The sequence below is a fragment of the Pseudomonas sp. B14(2022) genome (assembly GCF_012030485.1).
Classification (GTDB): domain Bacteria; phylum Pseudomonadota; class Gammaproteobacteria; order Pseudomonadales; family Pseudomonadaceae; genus Aquipseudomonas.
The window spans coordinates 291,650-318,005 of sequence record NZ_JAAUVM010000003.1 but is presented as its reverse complement, the minus strand read 5'-3'; the positions used below and the strand labels follow the sequence as shown (position 1 = coordinate 318,005).

The following is a 26,356-nucleotide window of genomic DNA, read 5'->3' as shown; positions in this document are numbered from 1 at the left end:
GGCGGTGTTGGGAGGATCAGTTTTACAGCTGCGGGGTGTCTTCCGGCGGCTTGGTCTTGTCCACACCCGGCACATGCAGATTACCTTCCACCACCTGGTTACCTTCCAGCTGCGGCTGGGTCACCCAGGTCAGGATGTCGTAATAACGCCGGATGTTCGCCACAAAGTGCACCGGCTCGCCGCCTCGGGCGTAGCCGTAGCGGGTCTTGCTGTACCACTGCTTCTGCGACAGGCGCGGCAGCATCTTCTTCACGTCCAGCCACTTGTTCGGGTTCAGGCCTTCCTTCTTCGCCAGAATGCGCGCGTCGTCCAGATGGCCGGTGCCGACGTTATAAGCGGCGAGGGCGAACCAGGTGCGGTCGGGCTCGGCGATCTTGTCGTCCAGCTCGTCCTTGATCTTGGCCAGGTACTTGGCGCCGCCCATGATGCTTTGCCTGGCATCCAGGCGATTGGACACGCCCATGGCCTGGGCGGTGTTCTGGGTCAGCATCATCAGGCCGCGCACGCCGGTCTTTGACGTGACCGTCGGTTGCCACAGCGATTCCTGATAGCCGATCGCCGCGAGCAGGCGCCAGTCGACTTTTTCTTCCTTGGCGTAGGCGCGAAAGTGCTTCTCGTATTTGGGCAGTCGCTGCTGCAAATGCTGGGCGAAGGTGTAGGCGCCGACATAGCCGAGGACATCGACATGCCCGTAATAGCGGTCTTTAAGGCGTTGCAGGGTGCCGTTCTTTTCCACCTTGTCCAGGTAGCTGTTGATCTCGTTGAGCAGGCTGTTGTCGTCGCCGGCCGCCACGGCCCAGCTCTGGTTGCTGGCATTGCCGAGGTCGAACGCCACCCGTACGTTGGGGAAGTACACCTGGTTCATCGCCACTTCGTTGGAGTCCACCAGGGTCAGGTCGATTTGGCCCTCGTCCACCATGCGCAGCAGGTCGACCACCTCAACGGCGTCGGATTCTTCGTATTCGATGGCCGGGTTCTGCTTTTTAAGCGCCGCCAGTTGTTCGGCGTGGGTGCTGCCCTTGAGCACCATGATCTTCTTGCCCACCAGGTCTGCCGCGTTCGTCGGCCGTGACTGGCCGTTGCGGTAGATGATCTGCGGGGTGACTTCAAGATAAGGGTGGGAGAATCGCACCTGTTGCTGGCGCTGCTCGCTGCTGACCAGGCCGGCGGCGGCGAGCACCGGGCCGTTGGGTTTGCCCAACTGGCCGAACAGGTCGTCGAGGTTGTCGGCGGTCTCGATCTCCAGCTTCACGCCCAGGTCATCGGCAAAACGCTTGACCAGTTCGTATTCGAAACCGGTTTCACCGTTGCGGTCCTGGAAATAAGTCGCCGGGCTGTTTCGGGTAATCACCCGCAATACGCCATCCTCCTTGATTCGCTCGAGCGTGCTGGGTTTATCAACACAGGCGCTGAGCATCAGGAAGAGTCCGGTGACGATGAGCCATCTGGCGCATCGCGGGCGCAAAGCAGTTGGGGAGAACATCTGCGCAGTATACGCAAACGGCCCACGGCGCCATATCTCGACAGCGGCGGACTTGTCTGCTAGCGCCGGAAAAACTGTGCTGCAGCCCGCAGAAACGTGGCCTGGCGGCCGATTGTGACGGTTAAAATAACTGCGCGGAATGCCTTGGATAGCGCCCCGATACCGTGCAAACCGTGCCAACTGACGTTCGGCAGCGGCCAGCGGTGCCGTTTCGGGTGCCGTTGGCGCAGGTTTACGCTAGAATGCACGGCCTCAAAGCACACCCCTTCCCGAGGCTGTCCCGAAGATGTTGATCCTGCGCGGCGCTCCTGCCCTTTCTGCCTTTCGCCACAGCAAACTCCTTGAGCAACTGAGCCAGAAGGTTCCAGCGGTTACAGGCCTGTATGCTGAATTTGCTCACTTCGCCGACGTTACCGGCGTCTTGACCGCCGACGAACAGCAAGTGCTCGCACGCCTTCTGAAGTACGGCCCAAGCGTTCCCGTTCAAGAGCCGACTGGCCGCTTGTTCCTGGTTCTGCCACGGTTCGGCACCATCTCGCCCTGGTCGAGCAAGGCCAGCGATATCGCCCGCAACTGCGGCCTGGAAAAAATCCAGCGTCTGGAGCGCGGTATCGCCTTCTACGTTGCCGGCCAGTTCAGCGATGCCGAGGCCGAGCTGATCGCCAGCAGCCTGCACGACCGCATGACCCAGATCATCGTCAGCCAGCTGGAACAGGCTGCCGGTCTGTTCAGCCACGCCGAGCCCAAGCCGCTGACCGCGATTGACGTGCTCGGCGGTGGCCGCGCCGCCCTCGAGAAGGCCAACACCGAACTGGGCCTGGCCCTGGCCGAAGACGAAATCGACTACCTGGTCAACGCCTTCACCGGTCTCAAGCGCAACCCCCACGACATCGAACTGATGATGTTCGCCCAGGCCAACTCCGAGCACTGCCGTCACAAGATCTTCAACGCCAGTTGGGACATCGACGGCGAGAGCCAGGAAAAAAGCCTGTTCGGCATGATCAAGAACACCTACGTGATGCACAGCGAAGGCGTTCTGTCGGCTTATAAGGACAACGCCTCGGTGATCGTCGGCTCGGTTGCCGGCCGTTTCTTCCCGGACCCTGAAACCCGCCAATACGGCGCGGTGCAGGAACCGGTGCACATCCTGATGAAGGTCGAGACCCACAACCACCCGACCGCGATTGCCCCGTTCCCGGGCGCCGCCACCGGTTCCGGCGGCGAGATCCGCGACGAAGGTGCCACCGGCCGTGGCGCCAAGCCAAAGGCTGGCCTGACCGGTTTCACCGTGTCCAACCTGCAGATCCCGGGCTTCGAACAGCCATGGGAAGTGCCGTACGGCAAGCCTGAGCGCATCGTGACTGCGCTGGACATCATGATCGAAGGCCCGCTGGGCGGCGCCGCGTTCAACAACGAGTTCGGCCGTCCGGCGCTGACCGGTTATTTCCGTACTTTCGAACAGTCCATCACCACCCCGCGTGGCGATGAAGTGCGCGGCTACCACAAGCCAATCATGTTGGCTGGCGGCATGGGCAACATCCGTGAAGAACACGTCAAGAAAGGCGAGATTCTGGTCGGCTCCAAGCTGATCGTCCTCGGCGGCCCGGCGATGTTGATCGGCCTGGGCGGCGGCGCGGCTTCCTCCATGGCCACCGGCACCAGCTCGGCAGACCTCGACTTCGCCTCCGTACAGCGCGAAAACCCTGAGATGGAACGCCGCTGCCAGGAAGTCATCGACCGTTGCTGGCAGTTGGGTGACAAGAACCCGATCAGCTTCATCCACGACGTCGGCGCCGGCGGTTTGTCCAACGCCTTCCCGGAGCTGGTCAACGATGGCGACCGCGGTGGCCGCTTCGAACTGCGCAACATTCCAAACGACGAGCCGGGCATGGCCCCGCACGAAATCTGGAGCAACGAATCCCAGGAACGTTACGTACTGGCGGTCGGCCCTGAAGACTTCGCGCGCTTCCAGGCCATCTGCGAACGCGAGCGTTGCCCGTTTGCCGTGGTCGGCGAAGCCACTGCCGAGCCGCAACTGACGGTCACCGACAGCCACTTCGGCAACAGCCCGGTGGACATGCCCCTCGAAGTGCTGCTGGGCAAGGCCCCGCGCATGCACCGTTCGGCGGTACGTGAAGCCGAATTGGGCGATGATTTCGACCCAAGCGCCCTGGAACTGGCCGACAGCATCGAGCGTGTGCTGCACCACCCGGCCGTGGCGAGCAAAAGCTTCCTGATCACCATCGGCGACCGCACCATCACCGGCCTGGTGGCCCGTGACCAAATGGTCGGCCCATGGCAGGTACCGGTGGCTGACGTTGCCGTCACCGCCACCAGCTTCGACGTCTACACCGGTGAAGCCATGGCCATGGGCGAGCGTACGCCGCTGGCCCTGCTGGACGCCCCTGCGTCGGGCCGCATGGCCATTGGTGAAACCCTCACCAACATCGCCGCGTCGCGTATCGGTAAATTGTCCGACATCAAGCTGTCGGCCAACTGGATGTCCGCCGCCGGTCACCCAGGTGAAGATGCGCGTCTGTACGACACGGTAAAAGCGGTCGGCATGGAGCTGTGCCCGGAGCTGGGCATCACCATTCCGGTGGGCAAGGACTCCATGTCCATGGCCACCCGTTGGAACGATGAAGGCGTGGACAAGAGCGTCACCTCGCCGCTGTCGCTGATCGTCACCGGCTTTGCGCCGGTCACCGACATCCGCCAGACCCTGACCCCGCAACTGCGCATGGACAAGGGCACCACCGACCTGATCCTGATCGACCTGGGCCGTGGCCAGAACCGCATGGGCGCCTCGATCCTCGCGCAAACCCACGGCAAGCTCGGCAAGCACGCGCCGGACGTGGATGACGCCGAAGACCTGAAAGCCTTCTTCGCCGTGATCCAGGGCCTCAACGCCGACGGCCACCTGCTGGCTTACCACGACCGTTCCGACGGTGGTCTGCTGACCAGCGTGGTCGAGATGGCGTTTGCCGGTCACTGCGGCCTGAACATCGTGCTCGACAGCGTTGCCGAGGACGCCTCGGAAATCAACGGCATCCTCTTCAACGAAGAGTTGGGCGCCGTGATCCAGGTTCGCCAGGACGCTACCCCTGACGTACTCGCACAGTTCAGCGCCGCTGGCCTGGACGACTGCGTCGCGGTGATCGGCCAGCCGATCAACAACGGTGAAATCAACATCTCCTTCAACGGCGACACCGTGTTTGCCGGCCAGCGCCGCTTGCTGCAACGCCAGTGGTCCGAGACCAGCTACCAGATCCAACGCCTGCGTGACAACGCCGACTGCGCCGAGCAGGAATTCGACGTGATCCTTGAAGAAGACAACCCGGGCCTGAGCACCAAGCTCAGCTTCGACGTCAACCAGGACATCGCCGCGCCGTACATCAAGAAAGGAATCCGCCCGCAAGTTGCCGTACTGCGTGAGCAGGGCGTCAACGGCCAGGTGGAAATGGCGGCCGCGTTCGACCGCGCCGGCTTCAATGCGATCGACGTGCACATGAGCGACATCCTCGCCGGTCGCGTTGACCTCGACGCGTTCAAAGGCCTGGTGGCCTGCGGTGGTTTCTCCTACGGCGACGTGCTCGGTGCCGGCGAAGGCTGGGCCAAATCGGCCCTGTTCAACAGCCGTGCCCGCGATGCGTTCCAGGGCTTCTTCGAACGCAACGACAGTTTCACCCTGGGTGTATGCAACGGTTGCCAGATGATGTCCAACCTCCACGAACTGATCCCGGGCAGCGAGTTCTGGCCGCACTTCGTGCGTAACCGCTCCGAGCAGTTCGAAGCCCGTGTCGCCATGGTGCAGGTGCAGGAATCCAACTCGATCTTCCTGCAAGGCATGGCCGGTTCGCGCATGCCGATCGCCATCGCCCACGGTGAAGGCCATGCCGAGTTCGAAAGCGAAGAAGCATTGCTCGAAGCCGACCTGTCCGGTTGCGTGGCCATGCGTTTCGTCGACAACCACGGCAAGGTCACCGAAAGCTACCCGGCCAACCCGAACGGCTCGCCGCGCGGGATCACCGGCCTTACCAGCCGCGACGGTCGCGTCACCATCATGATGCCGCACCCGGAGCGTGTATTCCGCGCCGTGCAGAACTCGTGGCGCCCGGAAGAGTGGAACGAAGACGGTGCGTGGATGCGCATGTTCCGCAACGCCCGCGTATGGGTGAACTAAGGCCGTGTACAAGCTTGCCTTCTTTGTGCCCGACAGCCATGTGGAGGCGGTGAAAACCGCCGTCTTCGCGGTTGGCGGCGGACGCATCGGCGACTACGACAGCTGCGCCTGGCAAGTGCTGGGCCAGGGCCAGTTTCGCGCTTTGGACGGCAGCCAGCCGTTTATCGGGCAGGTTGGCCAGGTTGAAGTGGTGGAAGAATGGAAGGTTGAGCTGGTAGTGGCCGATGAGTTGATCAGCGCGGTGGTCGCCGCGTTGAAGCTCAGCCACCCCTATGAGACACCGGCTTATGAAGTGTGGCAGTTGGCGGACTTCTGATCCGCCGACGGTAAAGACGAGAAACCCGCTGGGCCAGTTTGGCCAGCGGGTTTTTTGTTGACGGTCACGAACCCCGGGTCAAAGCCTCAGAGGCTCAGGGGGCCGGAACCAACCCTACTTCCGCCTTCAACGCATCGATCAAGATGTTTTCGTAGCTGAAACGCTTGCCCTGTATCGGCTCCCAGCGTTCGACATAAAACAGGCCGTTGTTGTCGACCTTGATCGGCGTCGACACGATCTCCCCGCTGCGCGAGCGATGCAGCAAGTTGCTCTGCGACGGCGACGAGCGTTCGATCAGGAACAGGCCGGGCCGGTTCAGTCGTGCCCTGTCCACCGCAACGAACGGGGCGGGGGCGTTGATACCGGCAACACCGGCGTCCAGGATGAAGTCGCTGCGCAAGGCTTTCCTGTACGGACTCATCCCTTCGGCAAACGACTCCCAGGCACCCGGACGAATATTCCGGGCCAGCGCGGGGGCGGTGTCCCGGACATGCAGGCTGACCGCACCTTGCAGTTCCGCCAGGCCTCGCACGCCCAGGTGCGTATTGGTGTGGGTGCTGCCAATGAAGGCAACCCACTTGTGAGACCCCTGTGCCGCCTGGTCGGCCGTGATTACCTGGTTGGCGAAGTAACTGAACAGCTGGTTGCGCGAGACGTCCTCATCCCCCAGGCCCTTGACGTGATAACTGGCGGTGCAGTCCAGGGCCCGGATGCGCAGGCCCTGTTTGGCCGCCGCCTGGATCACCTCAGTGTAGGTATCGTTACCTTTGTAGCCCGGCATATGGCCCCGATCCAACTGGGTGAGGTAGCGCTTGAGGTTGTCCGGCAGCCGCTGTGTGCGCAGAAAAATATCCAGCTCTTCCTGGTGGATATCGGTCAGCAGGTGCTCCATGTACAGGGTCTTGAATTCCAGGTCCTTGAGTTTTTTCATGTAGTCGCGCAACCAGCGTTTGCTGGACTGCGCGCTGTGTCCTTCACCGATTACCAGCCCCGAGAACTCGCTTTGACGGACGTTCTCCAGCAGCGCCTCCGGGCTTTTCGGTGAGGCGAGGACGGAGGGATCGGGCCTGGCGGGTGGTACGTGGCTGGCCAGGTAGGTATCTGCATCGGTGACCAGACGTGCCCTGGCGTTTTGAAACGCCAGGAAGGCCTCGGTATGGTCAGGGTTCTGTGGGAAGTAGCGAGTGTCCAGCCCGTGCCGGGTATCGGTCTGACGGACGATGCTTTCCCTGAGAGGGCGGGCAATGTCGTATTCGTCGTAATGTGCCACCGCCGCCGTGACTGCGCTGGACGATGCTATCGGCTCGGGCGCTTTGTACGAGGTTCGCAGGGCCAACTGGTAATCGCCCCTGGCCAGCGCGTCACCCGCCAGGGCGCCGGGGGCGTCGACCCACACGCCCGCCGGTTGGTCCGCGCCCACATCCACCACGCGCAGCGCAACCGCATCCTGCAGGTCCGCCAGGCCAGGGGTTTTCTCGAAGGTACGCAGGCGGGAGTGATCCACCAGGGCAATCCAACGTTCATCCTGTTCGCTGAGGGCATCGGCCTCAATGACTTTATGGGAGTAGAAGTTCCTGACGCTGTTACCCCGTGGCGTGGTTGGTGGGGTATCGCCCATTTGCAGCACATCGTCCAGCAGGTAGGACGTGGAAGCGTCCAGGGCTTTGACCTGCATGCCCTTTTCCTGGGCTTTGCGCACCAATGCTACGTAGGAGTACTCGGCATCCTCGGCGAAACCGAGGGCTTTATCGACGGCCCTGAGGTGCCGTTCGATATGCTGCCAGGATTTGCCGCTGTTGAGTTTTTCCAGTTTTAGGCGGAATACATCGGTGGGCAGGTACTCGATGTACACATGTTTGAAGCCCCGCTCAATCAAGGCGTCTATCTGGGTGATCAACAGTTGTTTGCTGGCGATGGAGCCCGGTAGTGCGCCAATGACCAGGTTCTTGTTGCCGCTGAAGGCGTCGCTGGCAATCAGCTGTGCAAACGATGTGCTGGCCTCCAGGGCCGGGGGCGCGGTACGGGGCGGCAACGGGTCGAGGTGCTTGAAAAAGTCCTCGGCGTCAGTCGCCAAGCGTTTGGCCTGTTGCAGGTAAGCCGTGCGCAGGGATCGCAGGTCGCTGATGCCACTTCCCCGACCGACGTTTGTGGTGCCGAACTCCCATTCGGAACGTGACAGGATTTCGGCTCGCACCTGCGGGTTAAGGGCCAACTCCAGCTTGCCGGCGTATTTCCCCGGTACCTCGTAAGGCTTGAGCGGCTCCGGTGTGTCCGGCAATTTTTCATACTTGGGCGCGCCGCCCGTGACCCCGGTGCGGCGCCACACCCCTTGTGCATCAGGCGCAGCCACGCGAGTCGTGGAGATCAATTTGCCGGTAGGCGGATCGAGTCGGTACAGCAAATAACGTCCGATCGGGTCCGGGGTGTTCTTCGCCCAAAGCAACTCGCCATCGAACAGCACCGCCTGCATGTCTGCCGGTGCAAGAGCCTGGGCTTGCAGGGGTTGCACCAGCTTCACGGCCTCGCTGGCAGCGGCGGCGCTCTTGGCTGCCTCGCGCGGCGCCGGTCTTGCCAGTTGCCTAAGGGAAACCAATGCCGGGCGCAGATCGGTAAAAGCCGCGCCGGCGCTGTTGAGCACGTAACCGATCAAGTGTTCCACGGCAGCTCCGGTGTCGCCTTGCTCATACGCGTTCAGGGCGAGCATGCCGTCCTTGAACGCCAGCAGCATGCCCAGGCTCAGGCTGACGGTGGGAAACGGCGCGGTAGCAATGGCAGTGACCCATTCCACGCAGGTCCAGAGGATGCCCGTGATCATCTGGGTGCGATTGGCCGTGGTGCCTTCAACGTCATCGATCTTGCGCTGCAGCTTCATGTCGTACAGTGCTCGACGCAGATCCGTCAGCGGTGGTTGTGCACGGATTGTGTCGTAGCGTGCCGGGCTGGTGTCGGTTTTGTTCAGGTCCTCGGGCAGCTGTGCCTTGGCATTTTCGAGAAAGGTACGCACTTTGGCCTGGGAGTGGGCGCCAACCCGCAGGGTGAAATAGCCGACCATGCCGGGCACCTTTTTCAGCAGGTAGTTGAACTGCCTGGCCTCGCGAAAGCTGATGCCGTCCGGGGCATTGGGGGTGTAGAGCAGCGTCGGGAAAGTGGCGTGGCTGAAGAGGAAATTGCCCATCACCCATTCGCCATCGATGAGCAGGCGATGAATGGCGTAGGTGTTGCGTGTGTCGGTGGCGGTGTCACCCATGCTGGCTATGGCGAGCTCCAACCAGGTCCAGTCGACACCAGCGATGTAGCCTTCAAGCCGGCACTCCAGGGCGGCGCTCTGCATCTGGCGCTGGGTGATGCTCAGCGTCGCATTGCGCCGCAGGTCATAGTCCGCGTTGCCAACGTTGAGCAGGCGGCGCCTGACCTCGTTGATGTAACGCTGGCCGACCCAGGTGCCGGTGATCGAGCGGGCGACTTTTTCTGCCGTCAGCGCACTCAGGTCCACCCCTTTGGGGCCTTTGAACCGGGCGGCGCGCGAGAACTTCTCGTCGATAAACCCCACACCGTCGGCGTAGCCGTCGCGGTACAGCTGGGTGTAGGTCATGGGCGCGGGGGTTAATGAGCCGAGCAGCGCCGGTGGTGAAAAGGCCCAGACGGTGTCGGGGTCGACATCGTTCTGAGGGCGTGCCAACAGCAGGTTAAGGCGTTTTTTGGCCTGTTCATGCAGGTAGTCAGCGAAGCTGGGAAACTGCGCGTCAGACAGCGGAAAGTCCTGGTAGGTGAGCAGCGCACCTTCGCTGTCCTCGGCCAGTTTCAACAACTTGCGGCGGGTGTCGGGGTGGGCCGCGCGGTACCAGGTCGGGGTGCTGAACGCGTAGTCGTCGAGGCGGGTCGCCAGCACATGGGCGGACATGGCCTTGAGGCAGTCGGCGTGGCTGCCGACATTGCCAAAGCTGATCGCTGTGTACTCGCGGTCCTGAACCTTGAAGCTCAAGCCGCTCAGGACGCGCTTCATGGCCCTGCGAAAACGCAGGGCGACCCGTTTGATCAGGTAATCGGTGAGGGTGCCCGGCGGTTTTTTTTCGCCGTTGTCCAGGCTCCAGCCGAGGATGTGATTCTGGCACGCGACCTCGCTGTCGAAAGCCTGGAACTGCTGCTCCCGTGGCGCTTCGGGCGTGCACAGCAACAGGCGGATGATCGCGCCGCTGGCGTCGCGTTGGCGCAGTACCCATATGTCCTGCAACTGGGCTTCGTGCAATGACAGGGTGGCGGCGCTCAGGCGAGTGTTGGTGCCCAGGCGTACGTCCTGGACCAACTGAAAGTCCTCTTCACTGAGATGACCCTGGAGCATCGCGGTGTAGGCCAGTGCGTTGATCCGCTGGTCGAGCATTGCTTCGATCGCACGGCTGACCACAGGTTTGGCATGTATCTGTTGCTGCAACTCACCGAACTCGATACGCGGCTGCAAGGTGGTCAGTACCTGCGCCAGCCAGGCGGGAGTCAGGTCCTGGTAGGCCTCGGGCAGCGGTGCCTCCTGGTAGGTCAGCGTGGTTTTGGTCAGGAAGTCCGAACCCGGCGCGTCATCACCGGCGTGCAGCCCGCGCAGGGCCAGCTCAACCAGGTTGCGGTCGTGTTCGTATTCGCCGATGGGGTCCACGTAGCGGCGCGTGTTGATCACCAGGTGTTCCGGCGCCAGGTCGTGGATGTCCAATTCATCGCTGAGGTGTTGCAGCAGTCGATAATGGGCCAGGGCTTCAGGGCTGGTGACCGGGCCGAGCACGTCGAGAAGCTGCTGGCGGGCCTCGTTATAGCTCGCCAGGTGAGCGGCGAGTGCGGCGCGGCGAGCTTCGGTGGCGCTGCGATACCAGTCCGGAGCGCTGTGGCGCAGGTGCCGCTCCAATAGACGTCGGCTGCGCCATTGCAGGCGTGCGCTGAAATCCGGCGACCCCCGCGCTATGGCACGGTCCAGGGCGTCGATCAACTGAGCCGCCGCGTGGGCGGGGTTGTCCACCAGGCTCAAGGCGCGCTCGATGTCCTGGGTGCGCTTGTCGACCAAGGCGTTGTAGGTGTGCTCAAACAGCGGCTTGTCCTGGATGGGCGTCAGTTCCAGCGGCCAGATGGCGGCGGGCGTCACATCGCGATAACGCACGGGCAACAGCGCCATGAAGTCGCGTCGCCGCTCGGCATCCTCCATGCCTTGCAGCACGTGCGTATTGAGTTGCGCCAGCGAGCCGAAGGACTTGATCCCGTGTGAGGGCGTGAACAGCATCACTTCACCTACCGTCGGCGCAGCGCTTAGATCAGCGACCACAGGGCTGGAATTTTCGGTCAGGACAAAGGCACCGGCCAGTTCAACCGTCTGCTCCTGATAACGAAAGGTCAGTGCATACAGGCCTGGACGCAACGTAGCGCCCAGCGGTACGCGCTCAAGCATGGCCTGTTGTTGCGGATGCAGCAGGCGGTCCTGGGCACTGACCGCCGTTTCGTTGGCCAGGGCCGTGTAGCCGGCTTCAAAGGTCATGAAGGATTTGCGGGGCTTGCCATCGATTTGCTCGTTGCGATCAAGTGCCAGCAGATACGTATTCAAGGTGGTCTTGAGTGCTTCGACTCGGGCGAGCAAATCGCTCTGGGTGATGTCCTGATAGAGGGCGCGGCTCTTGGCCAGGAACTGCTGGCGGTAACGCGTCAGGATGCCGTTGGTTTTTTCCAGGTAGGCCAGTTCGGTAGACGGTGTGTGTTCGGGCACTAGCGGCTTTTCGATCTGGAGCAGGTGGTGCCCGATCTGATTGAGGTGGCCTTTGATACCTTCAAAGGTCTGGGGGGTTGTGCTCACAGGTACGCTCTCCATGCGGGGGTAAGAACCCTCAGCATGCGCAGGCGCGCAGTCCGCCGGGCGGTAGATAGATCGCGCGGTCAGGTGCTGGCGCTTCACTGTGATTTGCATGGGAATCTACACAACTTTGGATCAACGCTGAACGCCCCGCAGATAGGGCTGTTGTGGCGAGCGGGCTTGTCCCGCGTTGGGCTGCGTAGCAGCCCCATCAAAAAGAATGCGGTGTATCAGACACTCTGTAGCGGCTGGTTTTGGGGCTGCTCCGCAGCCCAACGCGGGACAAGCCCGCTCGCCACAGGGAGATTTTTCAGGGTCTGAAAAGTTGTGTAGATACCCTTGCTGTGATTTGCTCAGCGTTCTGGGCCAGAGAGGTAGCCTGAACGCTGAGTGGCTCGGAGATTTCCCACAATCTGTTCAGGTTGTCCCTCGGAACTCACCTCACTAACCTTCGCCAGTCGCTGCTCATTCAGCGATCGGGACTGCAAGCCCGCCGAAACCTCACCAGTTAGTCACAAGCGCCTTTATAATTGCGGCGCTTTTTCATGGTCGTCATTTATGGCGGCTGTGTGCGGGAGACCTTCGGGTCTACCGAGATTTACTGGTGATTCTCGGTCTTGCAGGCCTGCACACAGCTGCCACCCATCAACTGCAAGTGACGCTGGTAGCTCTTACTTCACACCAGAGGTTTACCATGATCAAAGACAGTCCAAACCCCCCATCCGCCTCTCAACCCACCGACCAACTCTTCACCGTACTGCCCCATCTGAACAGCGAAACCTTGCTTGCCAACGCATCCCAGGATCTGGCATCCGTGCAGGCGCTGGCGGCCCATCTGGCGTTTGACATCGACGGCTCGCAGCGTGATGCGGTGCTGGGCATTCACCGGATGGTGGAGGGGATCCAGTTGATGGTGGATCGAGTACTGGATTTATCCGAGGTGCCTGCGCAGTAGTAATTCGGCGCCGATGAGGCCCATTCGCGAGCAAGCCCGCTCCCACATTTGACCGTATTGCCAAGTCGGGCACCGATCAAAATGTGGGAGTGGGCTTGCCCGCGATTGGTCAGTACGGTCACCGCAGCTCTATACCCTGGCGCCTACGTCACGGCCACTGACCAAGCGCTCCAGTGCGTCCCCCAACCCCGACGCCTTGTCACCCATCACCAGGTGCCAGACCCCGCTGTCCAGTTGGCGCACACCCTGGCAACCCAACGCCGTCAGTTGAGCTTCGGACACCACCGAATCATCGCCCAACTCCACCCGCAGCCGGGTCATCGCCACCGCTTCCAGCTGGCGCACATTGCCTCGACCGCCCAGTGCGGCCAGCCATTGTTCGGCCTCCTGCGCATTCACCGCAGCCGACTTATCCACAGGCGCAGCCGTTACGGGGGCAGAGGCTACAAACGATGGCATCGCCAACCGAATTTCATCGGCAATGCTGTCCGCCAGCGGCCCGACCACCACCTGCAAACTCCCCCCATTGCCAGGCCGCACCACGGCCATCGCACCCAGGGCTTTCAATTCGGCATCCACGGCTTTGTTGCGGTCGACCATGTCCAACCGCAGGCGCGTGGTGCAGGCGCCCACACTGAGCAAGTTGGCCGCACCGCCCAAGGCCCGGATGTAAGCCGTGGCGCGCTGGTTATCACTCATCGCTTCGGCCTTCGCCACCTGGATATCCTCACGGCCCGGGGTTTTCAGGTTGAAACGGCGGATGCAGTAACTGAAGACGCTGTAGTAGATCGCGGCATACGCCAGGCCCACCGGGATCACCAACCAGCCGTTGGTGGACTTGCCCCAGCCCAGCACCATGTCGATAAACCCACCGGAGAAGGTAAAGCCCAGGTGGATATTCAACATATTGGTCACCGCCATCGACAGGCCGGTGAGCAGCGCGTGGATCAGGTACAGGAACGGTGCGAGGAACATGAACGCGAATTCAATCGGCTCGGTCACCCCGGTCAGGAACGACGTCAGCGCCATCGACAGGAAGATCCCGCCCATCACCTTGCGCCGCTCCGGCAGGGTGTTGCGGTACATCGCCAGGCACGCGGCGGGCAGGCCGAACAGCATCACCGGGAACATGCCGGTCATGAACTGGCCGCCTTTCGGGTCGCCGGCAAAGTAGCGGGTCAGGTCGCCGGTGACGACGGCGCCGGTGACCGGGTCGGTGAAGGTACCGAATACGAACCACGCCATATTGTTGAGGATATGGTGCAAACCGGTGACGATCAGCAGGCGGTTGAATACGCCAAACACGAACGCGCCGAAGCTGCCACTTTCCATCAGCAACACGCCGAAGCTATTGATGCCGTGCTGGATCGGCGGCCAGATCAGGCCAAAGATCACCCCCAGCGCAACGGCCGAGAACCCGGTGACAATCGGCACAAACCGCCGCCCGCCGAAGAACGCCAGGTATTCCGGCAGCTTGATGTCCTTGAAGCGGTTATACAGCGCACCGGCCATCAGGCCGCTGGCGATACCGGCGAGCATGCCCATGTTGATGCTGCTGTCCATCACCTTGAGTGTGGAGACCATCACCAGGTAGCCAATCGCACCGGCCAGCCCGGCCGTACCGTTGTTGTCGCGGGCAAAGCCCACGGCGATGCCGATGGCGAAGATCAGTGCCAGGTTGGCGAAGATGGCCTGGCCGGCATCGTGCATCACCGCGATGTTCAACAGGTCGGTGTCACCCAATCGCAGCAGCAGGCCGGCAATCGGCAAGATGGCGATGGGCAGCATCAGCGCGCGGCCCAGGCGTTGCAGCCCTTCGATAAATAATTGGTGCATGGCGGGTCTCCTTTTTCTTGTTGTTGTCAGCTCAGCGGCCAGTGGTGTTGACAGGCTTGGCGAACTGCCTTGGCGCTGCTCAGGTCAAGCAGGCCCTGGCTGAGTTGCCGGCATTGCGCCGCGTCCAGGTGACGGACGCGGTCCTTGATTTCTGCGATCTGCGGCGGGCTCACCGACAGTTCGCTGACACCCAGGCCGACCAGCACCGGCGTGGCCAGCGGATCGGACGCCAGGGCGCCGCACACGCCGACCCAGCGCCCGTGTTTCGCCGCGCCGGTACAGGTCTGGGCGATCAGCCGCAACAGCGCCGGGTGCAGCGCATCGACACGTGCGGCGAGGCCGGCGTGGTCGCGGTCCATGGCCAGGGTGTACTGGGACAGATCGTTGGTGCCGATGGACAGGAAGTCCGCGTGCTCGGCCAACTGCTCGGCCATCAGCGCCGCGGCGGGCACTTCGATCATCACCCCCAGCTCGGGGCGTTGGGTCAGTTCCAGCTCTGCACACAACTCATCCAGGCGCTGGCGAATCTGCAGCAGTTCGTCGACTTCGCTGACCATCGGCAGCAGGATGCGACAGCGCGCCAACGGCGAAACTCGCAGCAGCGCGCGCAGTTGCTGGTCGAGCAGTTCGGGACGCACCTGGGCCATGCGGATGCCGCGCAGGCCCAGCACCGGGTTGGCTTCGGCGGGCAGCGGCAGGTAGTCGAGCTGCTTGTCGCCACCGACGTCGATGGTGCGGATGATCACCGACTTGTCGCCCATGGCGTCCAGCACGGCTTGATAAGCGTCGCATTGTTCCTGCTCATCCGGCGCGGTGCGGCGGTCGACGAAGAGGAATTCGGTGCGCAGCAGGCCGACGCCATCGGCGCCGTTCTCAAACGCTATGTGCGCCTCGGCACTCGACGCGACATTGGCGGCCACTTCGATGCCCACGCCATCGCGGGTCAGGGCCGGCGATTGGGCCTGGGCCTGTTGATGCTGGCGGCGCAGTTTTTGTGCGTCACGCATCTGGTGAACTTCGGCATGGCGCGCCTCGCTGGGGGCCAGCTCCAAGCGGCCGTTGACGGCGTCGAGCACCACGCGCTGGCCTTGCGGTACAGCGAGCACTTCAGCACCCAGGGCGACCACGCAAGGCAAGCCCTTGCCCCGGGCCAGGATCGCCACATGGGAGGTGGCGCCGCCTTCGGCCATGCAGATCCCGGCAGTCTGTTGCGCGCTCAGTTGCAGCAAATCCGAAGGGGTCAGTTCATGGGCACTGACAATCGCCCCCGCAGGCAACTCGAAATGCCAGGCTTCGCCCAACAGTGCGCGCAGCACCCGTTGTTGCAGATCGCGCAGGTCGTTGGCGCGTTCGGCGAACAGCGGCTTGCCCAGGGCCAGCAATACCGCGCACTGCGCCTGGATCGCATCGCGCCAGGCGTGGGTGGCGGCGCTGCCGTGTTCGATGGCGTCGGTGGCGGCCTCCAGCAGGGCCGGGTCTTCGAGCAGGGCGAGGTGGGCGGCGAAGATCTCTTCTTCTTCGGCGGCCTTGCGTTGGCGAGCCTGGTCCAGGGTGCTGCGGATCTCACCGCGCACCTGCTCCAGGGCCGCGTCCAGGCGTTGCAGTTGTTCGTCGGTGCCGTGATTGCCGGGGTCTGACGGCAACTCGATACCCGCCAGCCGGAACAACGGCCCGCAGACCAGGCCCGGCGCCGCACACACGCCCTGCAACACATCTGCCTCAGTAGTTGCCCGGCGTGGCATGGCGACGACCGGTGCGTGGTGTTCTTGCTTAACCGCGACGGACAAGGCCGCGACCAGCGCCTGCAGCGCGGCCTCGGCGTCCTTACCGCGACAGGTCACGCGCACCTCGTCGCCTTCGCCAATGCCCAGCCCCATCAGGCCGATCAGGCTGTCGCAAGCGGCCGACTTGGCGCCGAAGTGCACCTTTGCCTGGCTGCTGAAACCCTGGGCGGTCTTGCGGATTAACGCCGCCGGTCGTGCGTGCAGGCCGCCACGGTGAGTCACGCGCACGCTGGCGCTGGCTTCGGCGACGACGTTATCCACAGCCGTTTGCAGCGGCGCGGTTGCGCGTGGCACGACCTGCAACAGCGGTTCGCCCAGCTTGACGGTTTTCGCGGCAAGCGGGCGCAGTTCAAAGTGTTCGCCATTGGTGAGGATGATCAGGCTGATCAGGCTTTTGCACTGGCGGGCGATACGGTCCAGGTCAAAGCGTACCAGCGCCTGCCCATTGCGGACCCGGGCGCCTTCCTTGACCAGCAGGGCAAACCCTTCGCCATTCAATTCGACCGTGTCGATGCCGATGTGCAGCAACACTTCGGCGCCATTGTCGGAACGAATCGTCAAGGCGTGGCCGGTGCGGGCGACATGGATGATTACGCCATCACACGGCGCATGCAGGCAATCGTTGAGCGGGTCGATAGCGATGCCGTCGCCCATGGCGCCGCTGGCGAACACGTCATCAGGCACGGTGCCCAGGGCCAGTAACGGCCCGCTTAGGGGCGCGTTGAGGGTTAATTCATTATTGTTGTTGGACATGGGCACGGTACTCATCAGGAAAGCGCGACTCAGTGAGTGCGGGTAACTTTGCTCAGGTGGCGCGGCTGGTCCGGGTCCATGCCCCGAGCGACCGCCAGGCCGGCCGCCATGACGTAGAAACTCTGGATCGCCAGGATCGGATCCAGGCTCGGGTGTTCGGCGCGGCTCAGGGTCAAGTCGCGTTCGGCGATATCGTCCGGCGCGGCGAGCAGCACGCGGGCGCCGCGCTGGCGCATATCGGCGGCCAGGCTCAACAAGCCGGCTTGCTCGGCACCCCGTGGTGCGAAGACCAGCAGCGGGTAGTCCGCGCCGATCAAGGCCATCGGCCCGTGGCGCACCTCGGCGCTGCTGAAGGCTTCGGCCTGGATCGCCGAGGTTTCCTTGAGCTTGAGCGCCGCTTCCTGGGCGATGGCAAAACCGGCGCCACGGCCGATCACCATCAGTTGCTGGCAGCCACGCAGCGCCTCGATGGCGTGCGTCCAGTCCTGCCCGGCGGCCTCACGCAGGCCAGCGGGCAGGGCCTGGCAGGCTTGCAGCAAGTCGGGCTCCTGGTTCCAGTGGCCGATCAGCAGCGCGCTGGCGCTGAGGGTGGCGATAAAGCTCTTGGTCGCGGCCACGCTGAGTTCCGGCCCGGCGCACAGGGGTACATGGAATTCACAGGCGGCTTCCAGCGGTGAGTCTTCGACGTTGACCAGCGAGATGCTCAAGGCGCCACGCTTGCGCAGCAGGCGCAGGCTGTTGACCAGGTCCGGGCTTTGCCCCGACTGGGAGAAACCGAACGCTACCTGGCCGCTGACTTTCATTGGTGCTTGCAACAAGGTCACCACCGACATCGGTAACGACGCCACCGGGATGCCGACATGCTGCATGGCCAGGTAGGCGAAGTAGCTGGCGGCGTGGTCCGAGCTGCCCCGCGCAATGGTCATCGCCACTTGTGGCGGCTGGCGGCGCAGGCGGCCGGCGACTTCTTCCAGCAACGGTTCCAGGCGTTGCAGTTGCGCCGCGACGGCGTCACAGGAGGCCAAGGCCTCTTCAAGCATCTTTGAAGACAATGGTTTCTCCTTCGACCATGACGTCGGTGAGGTGCAGGGAGCGGTCCAGGCGCACGCAGTCGGCGAAGCTGCCGGGTTGCAGGCGACCGCGTTGTTCCAGGCCCAGGTAGTCCGCCGGAAATTGCGACAGGCGTTGTGAGGCTTCGCTGATGGGCAGGCCGATTTTCACCAGGTTGCGCAGCGCCTGATCCATGGTCAGGGTGCTGCCGGCCAGGGTGCCGTCGGCCAGGCGCACGCCGCCCAGGCATTTGGTCACGGTGTGGCTGCCCAGCTTGTACTCGCCGTCGGGCATGCCGGCGGCGGCGGTGGAGTCGGTGACGCAGTACAGGCACGGGATCGCGCGCAGGGCCACGCGCATGGCGCCGGGGTGCACGTGGAGCAAATCCGGGATCAACTCGGCGTACTGGGCGTGGGCCAGCGCGGCGCCGACGATGCCCGGTTCGCGGTGATGCAACGGGCTCATGGCGTTGTACAAATGGGTGAAGCTGGTGGCGCCGGCAGCGAGGGCGGCGACGCCTTCTTCATAGCTGCCCAGGGTGTGGCCGATCTGCATACGCACGCCGCGCTCGCTGAGGGCGCGGATCAGGGCGTCGTGGCCGGCGATTTCCGGGGCGATGGTAATTACCCGGATCGGCGCCAGGCGCAGGTAGGCTTCAACTTCGGCCATCAATGCGGTATGAGCGAAGTTGGGTTGCGCGCCGAGTTTTCCCGGATTGATGTAGGGGCCTTCCAGGTGCACGCCGAGTACCCGGGCGCTGCCTGCAGGACGCTGTTCGCAGAAGCGGCCGAGTTGGCCCAGCACGCTGGAGATTTCCTCCACCGGGGCAGTCATGGTGGTGGCCAGCAGCGACGTGGTGCCGAAGCGCACGTGGGTGCGGGTGATGGTCTCGAAGGCGTCGGCGCCTTCCATGATGTCTTTACCGCCGCCACCGTGGACGTGCAGGTCGATAAAACCCGGCAGCAGGTACGGCAAGTCGTTTTCAGCCGGATCGCAAGGCTCGCCTTCAATGGCGATGACCTTGCCGTGCTGGTGCACCAGGCGGCCGCGCATCCAGCCGTGGGGCGTGAGGATATTGTCTTCGGACATGGGCAGTTCTCTAAGGCCGCAACTCGGCGGCAAAGTCATAACGGCGAAGCTCTGCGACAAAGTCGTAGTAGTCGTTGCGGCAGTAGGTGTCGGTGATTTCTATCGGTGTGTTGTCGGCGGTGTAGCCGACCCGGGTCATCAGCAGCATGGCGGTGCCGGGGGCGATGCCCACCAGCTTGGCGAATTCATCCGAGGCGTTGATCGCCTGGATGTGTTGCAGGGCGCGAACGATGGGTTTGCCGATGCCTTCCAGGTATTCGTACAGCGAATTGCCGATGGCTTGCGGCTGCGGCAGTACCGAGGCGGGCATGGCGGTCATCTCGATCGCCATCACGGTGTCATCGGCCTTACGCAGGCGTTTGAGGCGCGCGACCTTGTCGTTCGGCGACAGGCACAGTCGGATCAGTTCTTCATGGGTCGGCGGGGTGATGTCACGTTCCAGCCATTGGGAACTGGGCACAAAGCCCTTGAGGCGCAACATCTCGCTGAACCCCGACAGGCGCGACAGCGGTTGCTCCAGGCGTGGCGTGATAAAGGTGCCGGAGCCCTGGCTGCGGCGGATCAGGCCTTGGGCAAACAACACTTCCAACGCTTTACGGGCGGTGACCCGCGAAATGCTCAGCTGCTCGCTGAGGGCACGTTCCGAGGGCAGGGCCTGTTCGGATTTCCACTGGCCGGCATGGATCGCCGCTTCCAGGTTGCGGGCCAATTGCAGGTACAGCGGTGTGGATTGCTTGTCGTCGGGACGCAGCGTCAGGATGGGGTTCATCTATGGGGTTTCCGATGCGGTTATTGGAGTGTTGTCGCCCGGTATTGGCCGGAAGCTAATACCACTTAAATACCATGTCAATGCTTCCAAAACGGTGCATGTAGCGGTTTAAGGGCACCTTAACGGTGCCTGGTATCAAGTGGTATTAGAGAGGTCTTTATAGCGCGCAGAGGTGCGCAGCCCGCGCAGTGAATTGGTATTCACTGGCAGGGGCTGCCGAGGGCAGGAATCTTTTTTGATTTATTTTACGAGCGGTCCAACGTCAGGGCCGAATCTCGATCAGCGTGCCGTCCTTGACCAGGTTCCAGACTTCGCGCATGTCGACGTTGCGCATGCCGATGCAGCCGTCCGTCCAGTCCAGGGTGTGAAACCACTGCTCCGGGTACTCTTCGGTGTCGGGCGTGCCGTGGATCATGATCATGCTGCCGGGCTTCACCCCTTCGCGTCGGGCGCGGGCGGCATCGCTGATATTGGGGTAGGAGATGTGCATGGACAGATAGTAGCGGTCGCTGGTCTTGCGCCAGTCGATCCAGTACAGGCCTTCCGGTGTGCGGCGGTCACCTTCGATCAGCTTGTGGCCCTTGGGGTTTTTGCCCAGGGAAATACGGTAGGTCTTGAAGGGCTTGCCGTCGTTGATCAACTGCAATTGGTGGGCGGACTTGAGCACCAGGACTTTTTCGACCGTCTTGCCACCCAGGGTTTCCACGGTAGAGGCTGACGACAGCGTGGCGAACGACAGGCAGATCAGAGCAAGCAACCAACGCATTAAAACGGTATCCCTGTGGCGACGAGCGGCCGAATGGTTATTGGGCGGGCTTGGAAAGAGGTGGCACGGCTTCGCTGCGCACCGGGAACGACTGCTGGCGGCGGTCGGCGAAAAAGTATTCTAGGGTACGCCCGACCGTGCGGAAGGCCAGCTCGGACCAAGGGATGTCAGCCTCGTCGAACAGCTGCACTTCGAGGCTTTCGGGGCCTGCGGCGAAGTCCAGGTCGACCAGTTCGGCACGGTAGAAAATATGCACCTGGCTGATGTGCGGCACATCAATCAGGGTATAGATGCTCAGGTTGCGTACGTGGGCGCAGGCTTCTTCCAGGGTCTCGCGCATGGCGGCCTGTTCCACGGTCTCGCCGTTTTCCATAAAACCTGCGGGCAGGGTCCAGTAACCCAGGCGCGGCTCGATGGCGCGGCGGCACAGCAGCACCTTATCGCCCCACACCGGCACGGTACCGGCGACGATATTGGGGTTTTGATAGTGAATGGTCGAGCAGTGATCACACACAAAACGCAGACGGGCGTCGCCGTCGGGAATGCGTTGGGTAACCGGTTTACCGCACTGGCTGCAGAAATTCATGCTGGGGTTCCTGGAAAGTGCGTCTATCTTGGCTTGGCCGGCAGGGCCCTGCAAGTTGTCGTTTAGCGACATGCCCCAGGTTTTGGGGTTGGGCACCCGGCGGCTTTGGTGCATGATGCAAGGTAGCCAACAGACCGAGATGACTCATGCTGGACGAGCTACTTCGCCGGGTAAGCAACCACACCCCCCACACGCTGGAAACCGACGGGCGTTTCCCCGAGGCCGCGGTACTGGTGCCGATTACCCGCAGTGACGAACCCGAGCTGATCCTGACCCTGCGCGCCAGCGGCCTGTCGACCCATGGTGGCGAAGTGGCCTTTCCCGGCGGGCGCCGCGACCCCGAAGACCCGGACCTGATCTTCACCGCCCTGCGTGAAGCTGAAGAAGAAATCGGCCTGCCCCCCGGCCTGGTGGAAGTCATCGGCCCGCTCAGCCCGTTGATCTCCCTGCACGGCATCCGGGTCACGCCCTATGTGGGGGTGATCCCCGATTACGTCGAATACCTGGCCAACGATGCCGAGATTGCCGCCGTCTTCAGCGTGCCCTTGGATTTTTTCCGACAGGACCCGCGCGAACATACCCACCGAATCGATTACCAGGGCCGCAGTTGGTACGTGCCCAGTTATCGCTTCGGCGAATACAAGATCTGGGGCCTGACGGCAATCATGATCGTCGAGTTGATCAACCTGCTTTATGACGACGCCAAGATCAGCCTGCACCAGCCGCCCAAGAGCTTCATCAATACCTAAGCCGTCGTTTGAACGGCCAGCCGTGAGGGAACACCATGAAATACCGCCTGGGCGATGCCCGCGTCGAGACCCATCCACACAGCTGGGTGGCGCCGAATGCCACGCTGGTGGGCAAGGTCAAGCTGGAGGAGGGCGCCAACGTCTGGTTCAACGCGGTGCTGCGCGGCGACAACGAACTGATCCTGATCGGCAAGAACAGCAACGTGCAGGACGGCAGCGTGATGCATACCGACATGGGCTACCCGCTGACCCTGGGCACCGGCGTGACCATCGGCCATAACGCCATGCTGCACGGCTGCACGGTCGACGATTACAGCCTGATCGGTATCAACGCGGTGATCCTCAATGGCGCCAAGATCGGCAAGCACTGCATCATCGGCGCCAACTCGTTGATCGGCGAAGGCAAGGAAATCCCTGACGGTTCCCTGGTGATGGGCTCGCCGGGCAAAGTGGTACGTGAATTGACTGATGCGCAAAAACGCATGCTCGAAGCCAGCGCCGCGCACTATGTGCATAACGCCCAGCGGTATGCGCGGGACCTGGTTGAGCAGGAAGAATGAGTGCAGTTGAACGCCCCGTCGCCTCGCCGTGCGTGAGCATTTGCGCGCTGGATGACGACGATATTTGCACCGGCTGCCAGCGCACCGTGGATGAAATCACGCGCTGGAGCCGCATGGACAACGCCGAACGCCGGGTGGTGCTGGGCTTGTGTCATGAGCGGGCGGTGGCGGGAGGGTTGGTGTTTATGGCTTCTGGTAAATCCGGCGCCTGATAGATCGCCATCGGGAGCAAGCCCCCTCCCACACTTAACCGCGTTTGATCTGTAAGAATGCGGTCAAAATGTGGGAGGGGGCTTGCCCCCGATGAGGCCCACCCAGACGACATATTTCCAAATGTGAAGTACCCTGTGCCCCTTGTTCACAGGTCCCTCGCCCCATGCTCTTCCTGATCGCCTACATCAGCAGTGTCGTGCTGATCAACTTCGCCTTCTCCACCGCCCCGCACCTGGATGTCATCTGGTCGGCCTGGGGTGGCCTGGTGTTTATCCTGCGTGACATGGTGCAAACCCGCTTCGGCCACGGTGCGATCATCGCCATGCTGGCGGCGCTGGCGTTGTCGTATATCACCTCCGACCCGTCCATCGCCCTGGCCAGCGCAACGGCATTCGCGGTGTCGGAATGCATCGACTGGCTGGTGTTCAGCATCACCAAGCGCCCGCTCCACGACCGCCTGTGGATAAGTTCGGCACTGAGCATTCCCCTCGACACCTTTATCTTTTTCGGCCTGATCGGCGCACTCACTCCTGCCGTGGTGGGCACGGCCCTGGCGTCGAAGTTCGCCGGGGTCACGGTGGTGTGGCTGATCATGGCCTGGCGTATCCGCAAGCGGGCCGTCGCCAACTGAGGCCAATTTTTACAGTTCATGTAAAATGCCGGCCTTTCTCCCCATGATCCGCTCCCCTGAGGACCTGAGATGACCCGAATCGGAACTCCATTGTCGCCAACCGCGACCCGCGTTTTGCTGTGTGGCTGCGGTGAGCTGGGCAAGGAAGTGGTGATCGAACTGCAACGCCTGGGCGTTGAAGTGATTGCCGTGGATCGCTATGCCAATGCACCGGCCATGCAGGTTGCCCATCGCAGCCATGTGATCAATATGCTCGACGGCGCCGCCCTGCGTGCGGTGATCGAAGCGGAAAAGCCGCATTTCATCGTGCCGGAAATCGAAGCCATCGCCACCGCGACCCTGGTGGAGCTGGAGGCCGAAGGCTTCACCGTGATCCCGACCGCCCGCGCCGCGTCGCTGACCATGAATCGCGAAGGTATCCGTCGCCTGGCCGCCGAAGAGCTGGACCTGCCGACCTCGCCGTACCACTTCGCCGACACCTTCGAGGACTACAGCAAGGCTGTCCAGGACCTGGGCTTCCCTTGCGTGGTCAAGCCGGTGATGAGTTCGTCGGGCAAGGGCCAGAGCCTGCTGCGCAGCGCCGACGATGTGCAGAAAGCCTGGGACTACGCCCAGGAAGGCGGGCGTGCCGGTAAAGGCCGGGTGATCATCGAAGGCTTTATCGATTTCGACTATGAAATCACCCTGCTGACCGTGCGTCACATCGGCGGCACCACCTTCTGCGCGCCGGTGGGTCATCGTCAGGAGAAGGGCGACTATCAGGAATCCTGGCAGCCGCAAGCCATGAGCCCGATTGCCCTGGCCGAGTCCGAGCGTGTGGCCAAGGCAGTGACCGAGGCGTTGGGCGGTCGTGGCCTGTTTGGCGTGGAGCTGTTCATCAAAGGCGATCAGGTGTGGTTCAGCGAAGTGTCGCCGCGCCCCCATGACACCGGCCTGGTGACCCTGATTTCCCAGGACCTGTCGCAGTTTGCCCTGCATGCGCGCGCCATCCTGGGCCTGCCAATCCCGTTGATCCGTCAGTTCGGGCCTTCGGCTTCGGCGGTGATTCTGGTGGAAGGGCAGTCGACCCAGACCGCATTCGCCAACCTCGGCGCCGCCTTGAGCGAGCCGGACACGGCGTTGCGTCTGTTTGGTAAGCCAGAAGTGAATGGCCAGCGCCGCATGGGCGTGGCGTTGGCGCGGGATGAGTCGATTGAAGCGGCTCGAGCCAAGGCGACCCGTGCTTCCCAAGCGGTTGTTGTAGAGCTCTAAAAGCATCGGGGACAAGCCCCCTCCCACACTGACCGCGTTTAATCTGTAGGAATGCGGTCAAAATGTGAGAGGGGCTTGCCCCCAATAGCTGTTTATCAGGCAACCCTGTTCAAATCGTTATCCCGCGTCTCTTTCAGGCACAGCACCGCAATCAAGCTGAGCAACGCTGCCGCCGACACATACCCGCCGACATAACTCAGCCCACCCATCGCCACCAGCTTGGTCGCGAAGAACGGTGCGGCCGAAGCGCCGACAATCCCACCCAAGTTATACGCCGCCGAAGCCCCGGTATAACGCACGCGAGTCGGGAATAATTCTGGCAACAGCGCACCCATCGGCGCGAAGGTCACGCCCATCAGGAACAGCTCCAGGGCCAAAAACAGTGCTACGGCCCAGGTCGAACCGTGGGTCAACAGCGGTTCCATGGTAAAGCCCGACAGAATCGCCAGGACTGCGCCGACGATCAGCACCGGCTTGCGCCCATAGCGATCACTGGCCAGCGCCGCCAGCGGTGTGGCCAGGCCCATGAACAGCACTGCAAAGCACAGCAACCCAAGGAACGTCTCGCGGCTGTAGCCCAGCGTCGAAACGCCGTAGCTCAGGGAAAAGGCCGTGGTGATGTAGAACAGCGCATAGCACACCACCATCGACGCGGCGCCCAGTAGGACCGGCAACCAATGCTGGCTGAACAGCTCCACCAGCGGCACTTTCACCGGGGCTTCCTTCGCCACGGCATTGGCGAACACCGGGGTTTCATGCAGCTTCAGGCGCGCATACAGGCCGACCATCACCAAGGCTGCGCTGAGGATGAACGGGATACGCCAGCCCCAACTGCGGAACTGCTCGTCATTCAGGCTCATCGCCAGGATCAGGAACAAACCGTTGGCTGCCAGGAACCCGATCGAGGGGCCCAGTTGCGGGAACATGCCGAACCAGGCGCGCTTGCCCTTGGGCGCGTTCTCGGTGGCCAGCAGTGCCGCGCCACCCCACTCGCCGCCAAGGCCCAGGCCCTGGCCGAAACGCAGCACGCACAACAGGATCGGCGCCCAGGCACCAATGCTGTCATAGCCGGGCAGCAAGCCTATCAGCGTGGTGCACACGCCCATCAGCAGCAGCGAGGCCACCAGGGTCGACTTGCGGCCGATGCGATCGCCAAAGTGGCCGAACAGCGCTGAGCCCAGTGGGCGGGCGATAAAGGCGATGCCGAAGGTCAGGAACGACGCCAGCATCTGCGCGGTACCGGAGGTCTGCGGAAAGAACACCGGCCCGATCACCAGCGCGGCAGCCGTGGCGTAGATATAGAAGTCGTAGAACTCGATGGCGGTGCCGACGATGCTCGCGGTGGCGACACGTGCGGTCGAGTTGGTCGGGGCGGCGGTCGCGGCCTCGTTATAGGTGGTGCTCATGGAGGTATCCCTGACGGTCGTTGCGCGTTTGGACGCGGATTATTATTGGGTCGAACACCCTTGGATCAGGGTAGTGCTCGGGGCGGCTCGGGATGGGAGCGGACACCGGTCGGACATGGTAAAGCGGTGCCTGGACGCGCTGAGTGCGGGTAGCACGC

The 26,356-nt window shown here is 62.7% G+C and carries 18 protein-coding genes; 8 read left to right on the top strand and 10 right to left on the bottom strand.

Features of this window, described 5'->3' with window-relative positions:
- Nucleotides 1-22: 22 nt before the first annotated feature.
- Entirely contained in the window at nucleotides 23-1,483 is a 1,461-nt protein-coding gene (mltF, locus tag HCF10_RS07270; protein WP_167655131.1) for a membrane-bound lytic murein transglycosylase MltF, read from the bottom strand.
- 286 nt (nucleotides 1,484-1,769) lie between these two features.
- Between mltF and purL the strand changes: the two genes are divergently transcribed.
- Both purL and HCF10_RS07260 read left to right on the top strand, forming a co-directional pair.
- Nucleotides 1,770-5,666 carry a phosphoribosylformylglycinamidine synthase gene (gene purL, locus HCF10_RS07265; protein WP_167655130.1) on the top strand — a complete coding sequence of 1,299 codons (3,897 nt, stop codon included), beginning with the start codon at nucleotides 1,770-1,772 and terminating at the stop codon, nucleotides 5,664-5,666.
- Nucleotides 5,667-5,670: 4 nt separating this feature from the next.
- Entirely contained in the window at nucleotides 5,671-5,982 is a 312-nt protein-coding gene (locus HCF10_RS07260; protein ID WP_167655129.1) for an NGG1p interacting factor NIF3, read from the top strand.
- A 94-nt stretch (nucleotides 5,983-6,076) separates the two neighbouring features.
- Here HCF10_RS07260 and HCF10_RS07255 read toward each other — a convergent pair whose 3' ends face one another.
- Entirely contained in the window at nucleotides 6,077-11,803 is a 5,727-nt protein-coding gene (locus HCF10_RS07255) for a membrane-targeted effector domain-containing toxin (protein ID WP_167655128.1), read from the bottom strand.
- 691 nt (nucleotides 11,804-12,494) lie between these two features.
- Here HCF10_RS07255 and HCF10_RS07250 point away from each other — a divergent pair.
- Entirely contained in the window at nucleotides 12,495-12,755 is a 261-nt protein-coding gene (locus HCF10_RS07250) for a DUF6124 family protein (RefSeq protein WP_131697960.1), read from the top strand.
- Between the two features lie 129 nt (nucleotides 12,756-12,884).
- On the opposite strand, the gene nagE is transcribed toward HCF10_RS07250, so the two are convergent.
- From nagE to HCF10_RS07215, 7 genes are all read right to left on the bottom strand, one after another.
- Complete coding sequence (gene nagE, locus HCF10_RS07245) at nucleotides 12,885-14,591, bottom strand: N-acetylglucosamine-specific PTS transporter subunit IIBC (RefSeq protein ID WP_145338402.1); 1,707 nt, start codon at nucleotides 14,589-14,591, stop codon at nucleotides 12,885-12,887.
- 26 nt (nucleotides 14,592-14,617) lie between these two features.
- A complete protein-coding gene (gene ptsP, locus HCF10_RS07240) occupies nucleotides 14,618-17,128 on the bottom strand; it encodes a phosphoenolpyruvate--protein phosphotransferase (RefSeq protein WP_167655127.1) in 2,511 nt (836 codons plus the stop codon).
- 29 nt (nucleotides 17,129-17,157) lie between these two features.
- Nucleotides 17,158-18,168 (bottom strand): SIS domain-containing protein, encoded by a 1,011-nt coding sequence (locus HCF10_RS07235; protein ID WP_443200902.1) that lies wholly within the window; start codon nucleotides 18,166-18,168, stop codon nucleotides 17,158-17,160.
- Nucleotides 18,161-19,267, bottom strand: a complete 1,107-nt coding sequence (gene nagA, locus HCF10_RS07230) for an N-acetylglucosamine-6-phosphate deacetylase (RefSeq protein ID WP_131697957.1) — start codon at nucleotides 19,265-19,267, stop codon at nucleotides 18,161-18,163. The genes HCF10_RS07235 and nagA overlap by 8 nt, the downstream gene beginning before the upstream one ends.
- Nucleotides 19,268-19,277: 10 nt before the next feature.
- Entirely contained in the window at nucleotides 19,278-20,036 is a 759-nt protein-coding gene (locus tag HCF10_RS07225) for a GntR family transcriptional regulator (RefSeq protein ID WP_131697956.1), read from the bottom strand.
- A gap of 262 nt (nucleotides 20,037-20,298) precedes the next feature.
- Nucleotides 20,299-20,802 (bottom strand): L,D-transpeptidase family protein, encoded by a 504-nt coding sequence (locus HCF10_RS07220; RefSeq protein ID WP_131697955.1) that lies wholly within the window; start codon nucleotides 20,800-20,802, stop codon nucleotides 20,299-20,301.
- Between the two features lie 37 nt (nucleotides 20,803-20,839).
- Nucleotides 20,840-21,388, bottom strand: a complete 549-nt coding sequence (locus tag HCF10_RS07215) for an NUDIX hydrolase (protein ID WP_131697954.1) — start codon at nucleotides 21,386-21,388, stop codon at nucleotides 20,840-20,842.
- Nucleotides 21,389-21,534: 146 nt separating this feature from the next.
- On the opposite strand from HCF10_RS07215, the gene HCF10_RS07210 reads away from it, so the two are divergent.
- From HCF10_RS07210 to purT, 5 genes are all read left to right on the top strand, one after another.
- Nucleotides 21,535-22,137, top strand: coding sequence for a CoA pyrophosphatase (locus HCF10_RS07210; RefSeq protein ID WP_071489281.1), 603 nt, complete (start codon nucleotides 21,535-21,537; stop codon nucleotides 22,135-22,137).
- A gap of 35 nt (nucleotides 22,138-22,172) precedes the next feature.
- Nucleotides 22,173-22,697, top strand: coding sequence for a gamma carbonic anhydrase family protein (locus HCF10_RS07205; RefSeq protein ID WP_065939223.1), 525 nt, complete (start codon nucleotides 22,173-22,175; stop codon nucleotides 22,695-22,697).
- On the top strand, nucleotides 22,694-22,909 hold the full coding sequence (locus HCF10_RS07200; RefSeq protein ID WP_027605451.1) for a DUF1289 domain-containing protein: 216 nt from the start codon (nucleotides 22,694-22,696) through the stop codon (nucleotides 22,907-22,909). Before HCF10_RS07205 ends, HCF10_RS07200 begins: the two co-directional genes overlap by 4 nt.
- Before the next feature lie 164 nt (nucleotides 22,910-23,073).
- A complete protein-coding gene (locus tag HCF10_RS07195; protein WP_027605452.1) occupies nucleotides 23,074-23,541 on the top strand; it encodes a VUT family protein in 468 nt (155 codons plus the stop codon).
- A 69-nt stretch (nucleotides 23,542-23,610) separates the two neighbouring features.
- Nucleotides 23,611-24,792, top strand: coding sequence for a formate-dependent phosphoribosylglycinamide formyltransferase (gene purT, locus HCF10_RS07190; RefSeq protein WP_145338405.1), 1,182 nt, complete (start codon nucleotides 23,611-23,613; stop codon nucleotides 24,790-24,792).
- A gap of 95 nt (nucleotides 24,793-24,887) precedes the next feature.
- On the opposite strand, the gene HCF10_RS07185 is transcribed toward purT, so the two are convergent.
- Nucleotides 24,888-26,198: an MFS transporter gene (locus tag HCF10_RS07185; RefSeq protein WP_053135602.1), complete on the bottom strand. Its 1,311-nt coding sequence runs from the start codon at nucleotides 26,196-26,198 to the stop codon at nucleotides 24,888-24,890.
- Nucleotides 26,199-26,356: the final 158 nt, after the last annotated feature.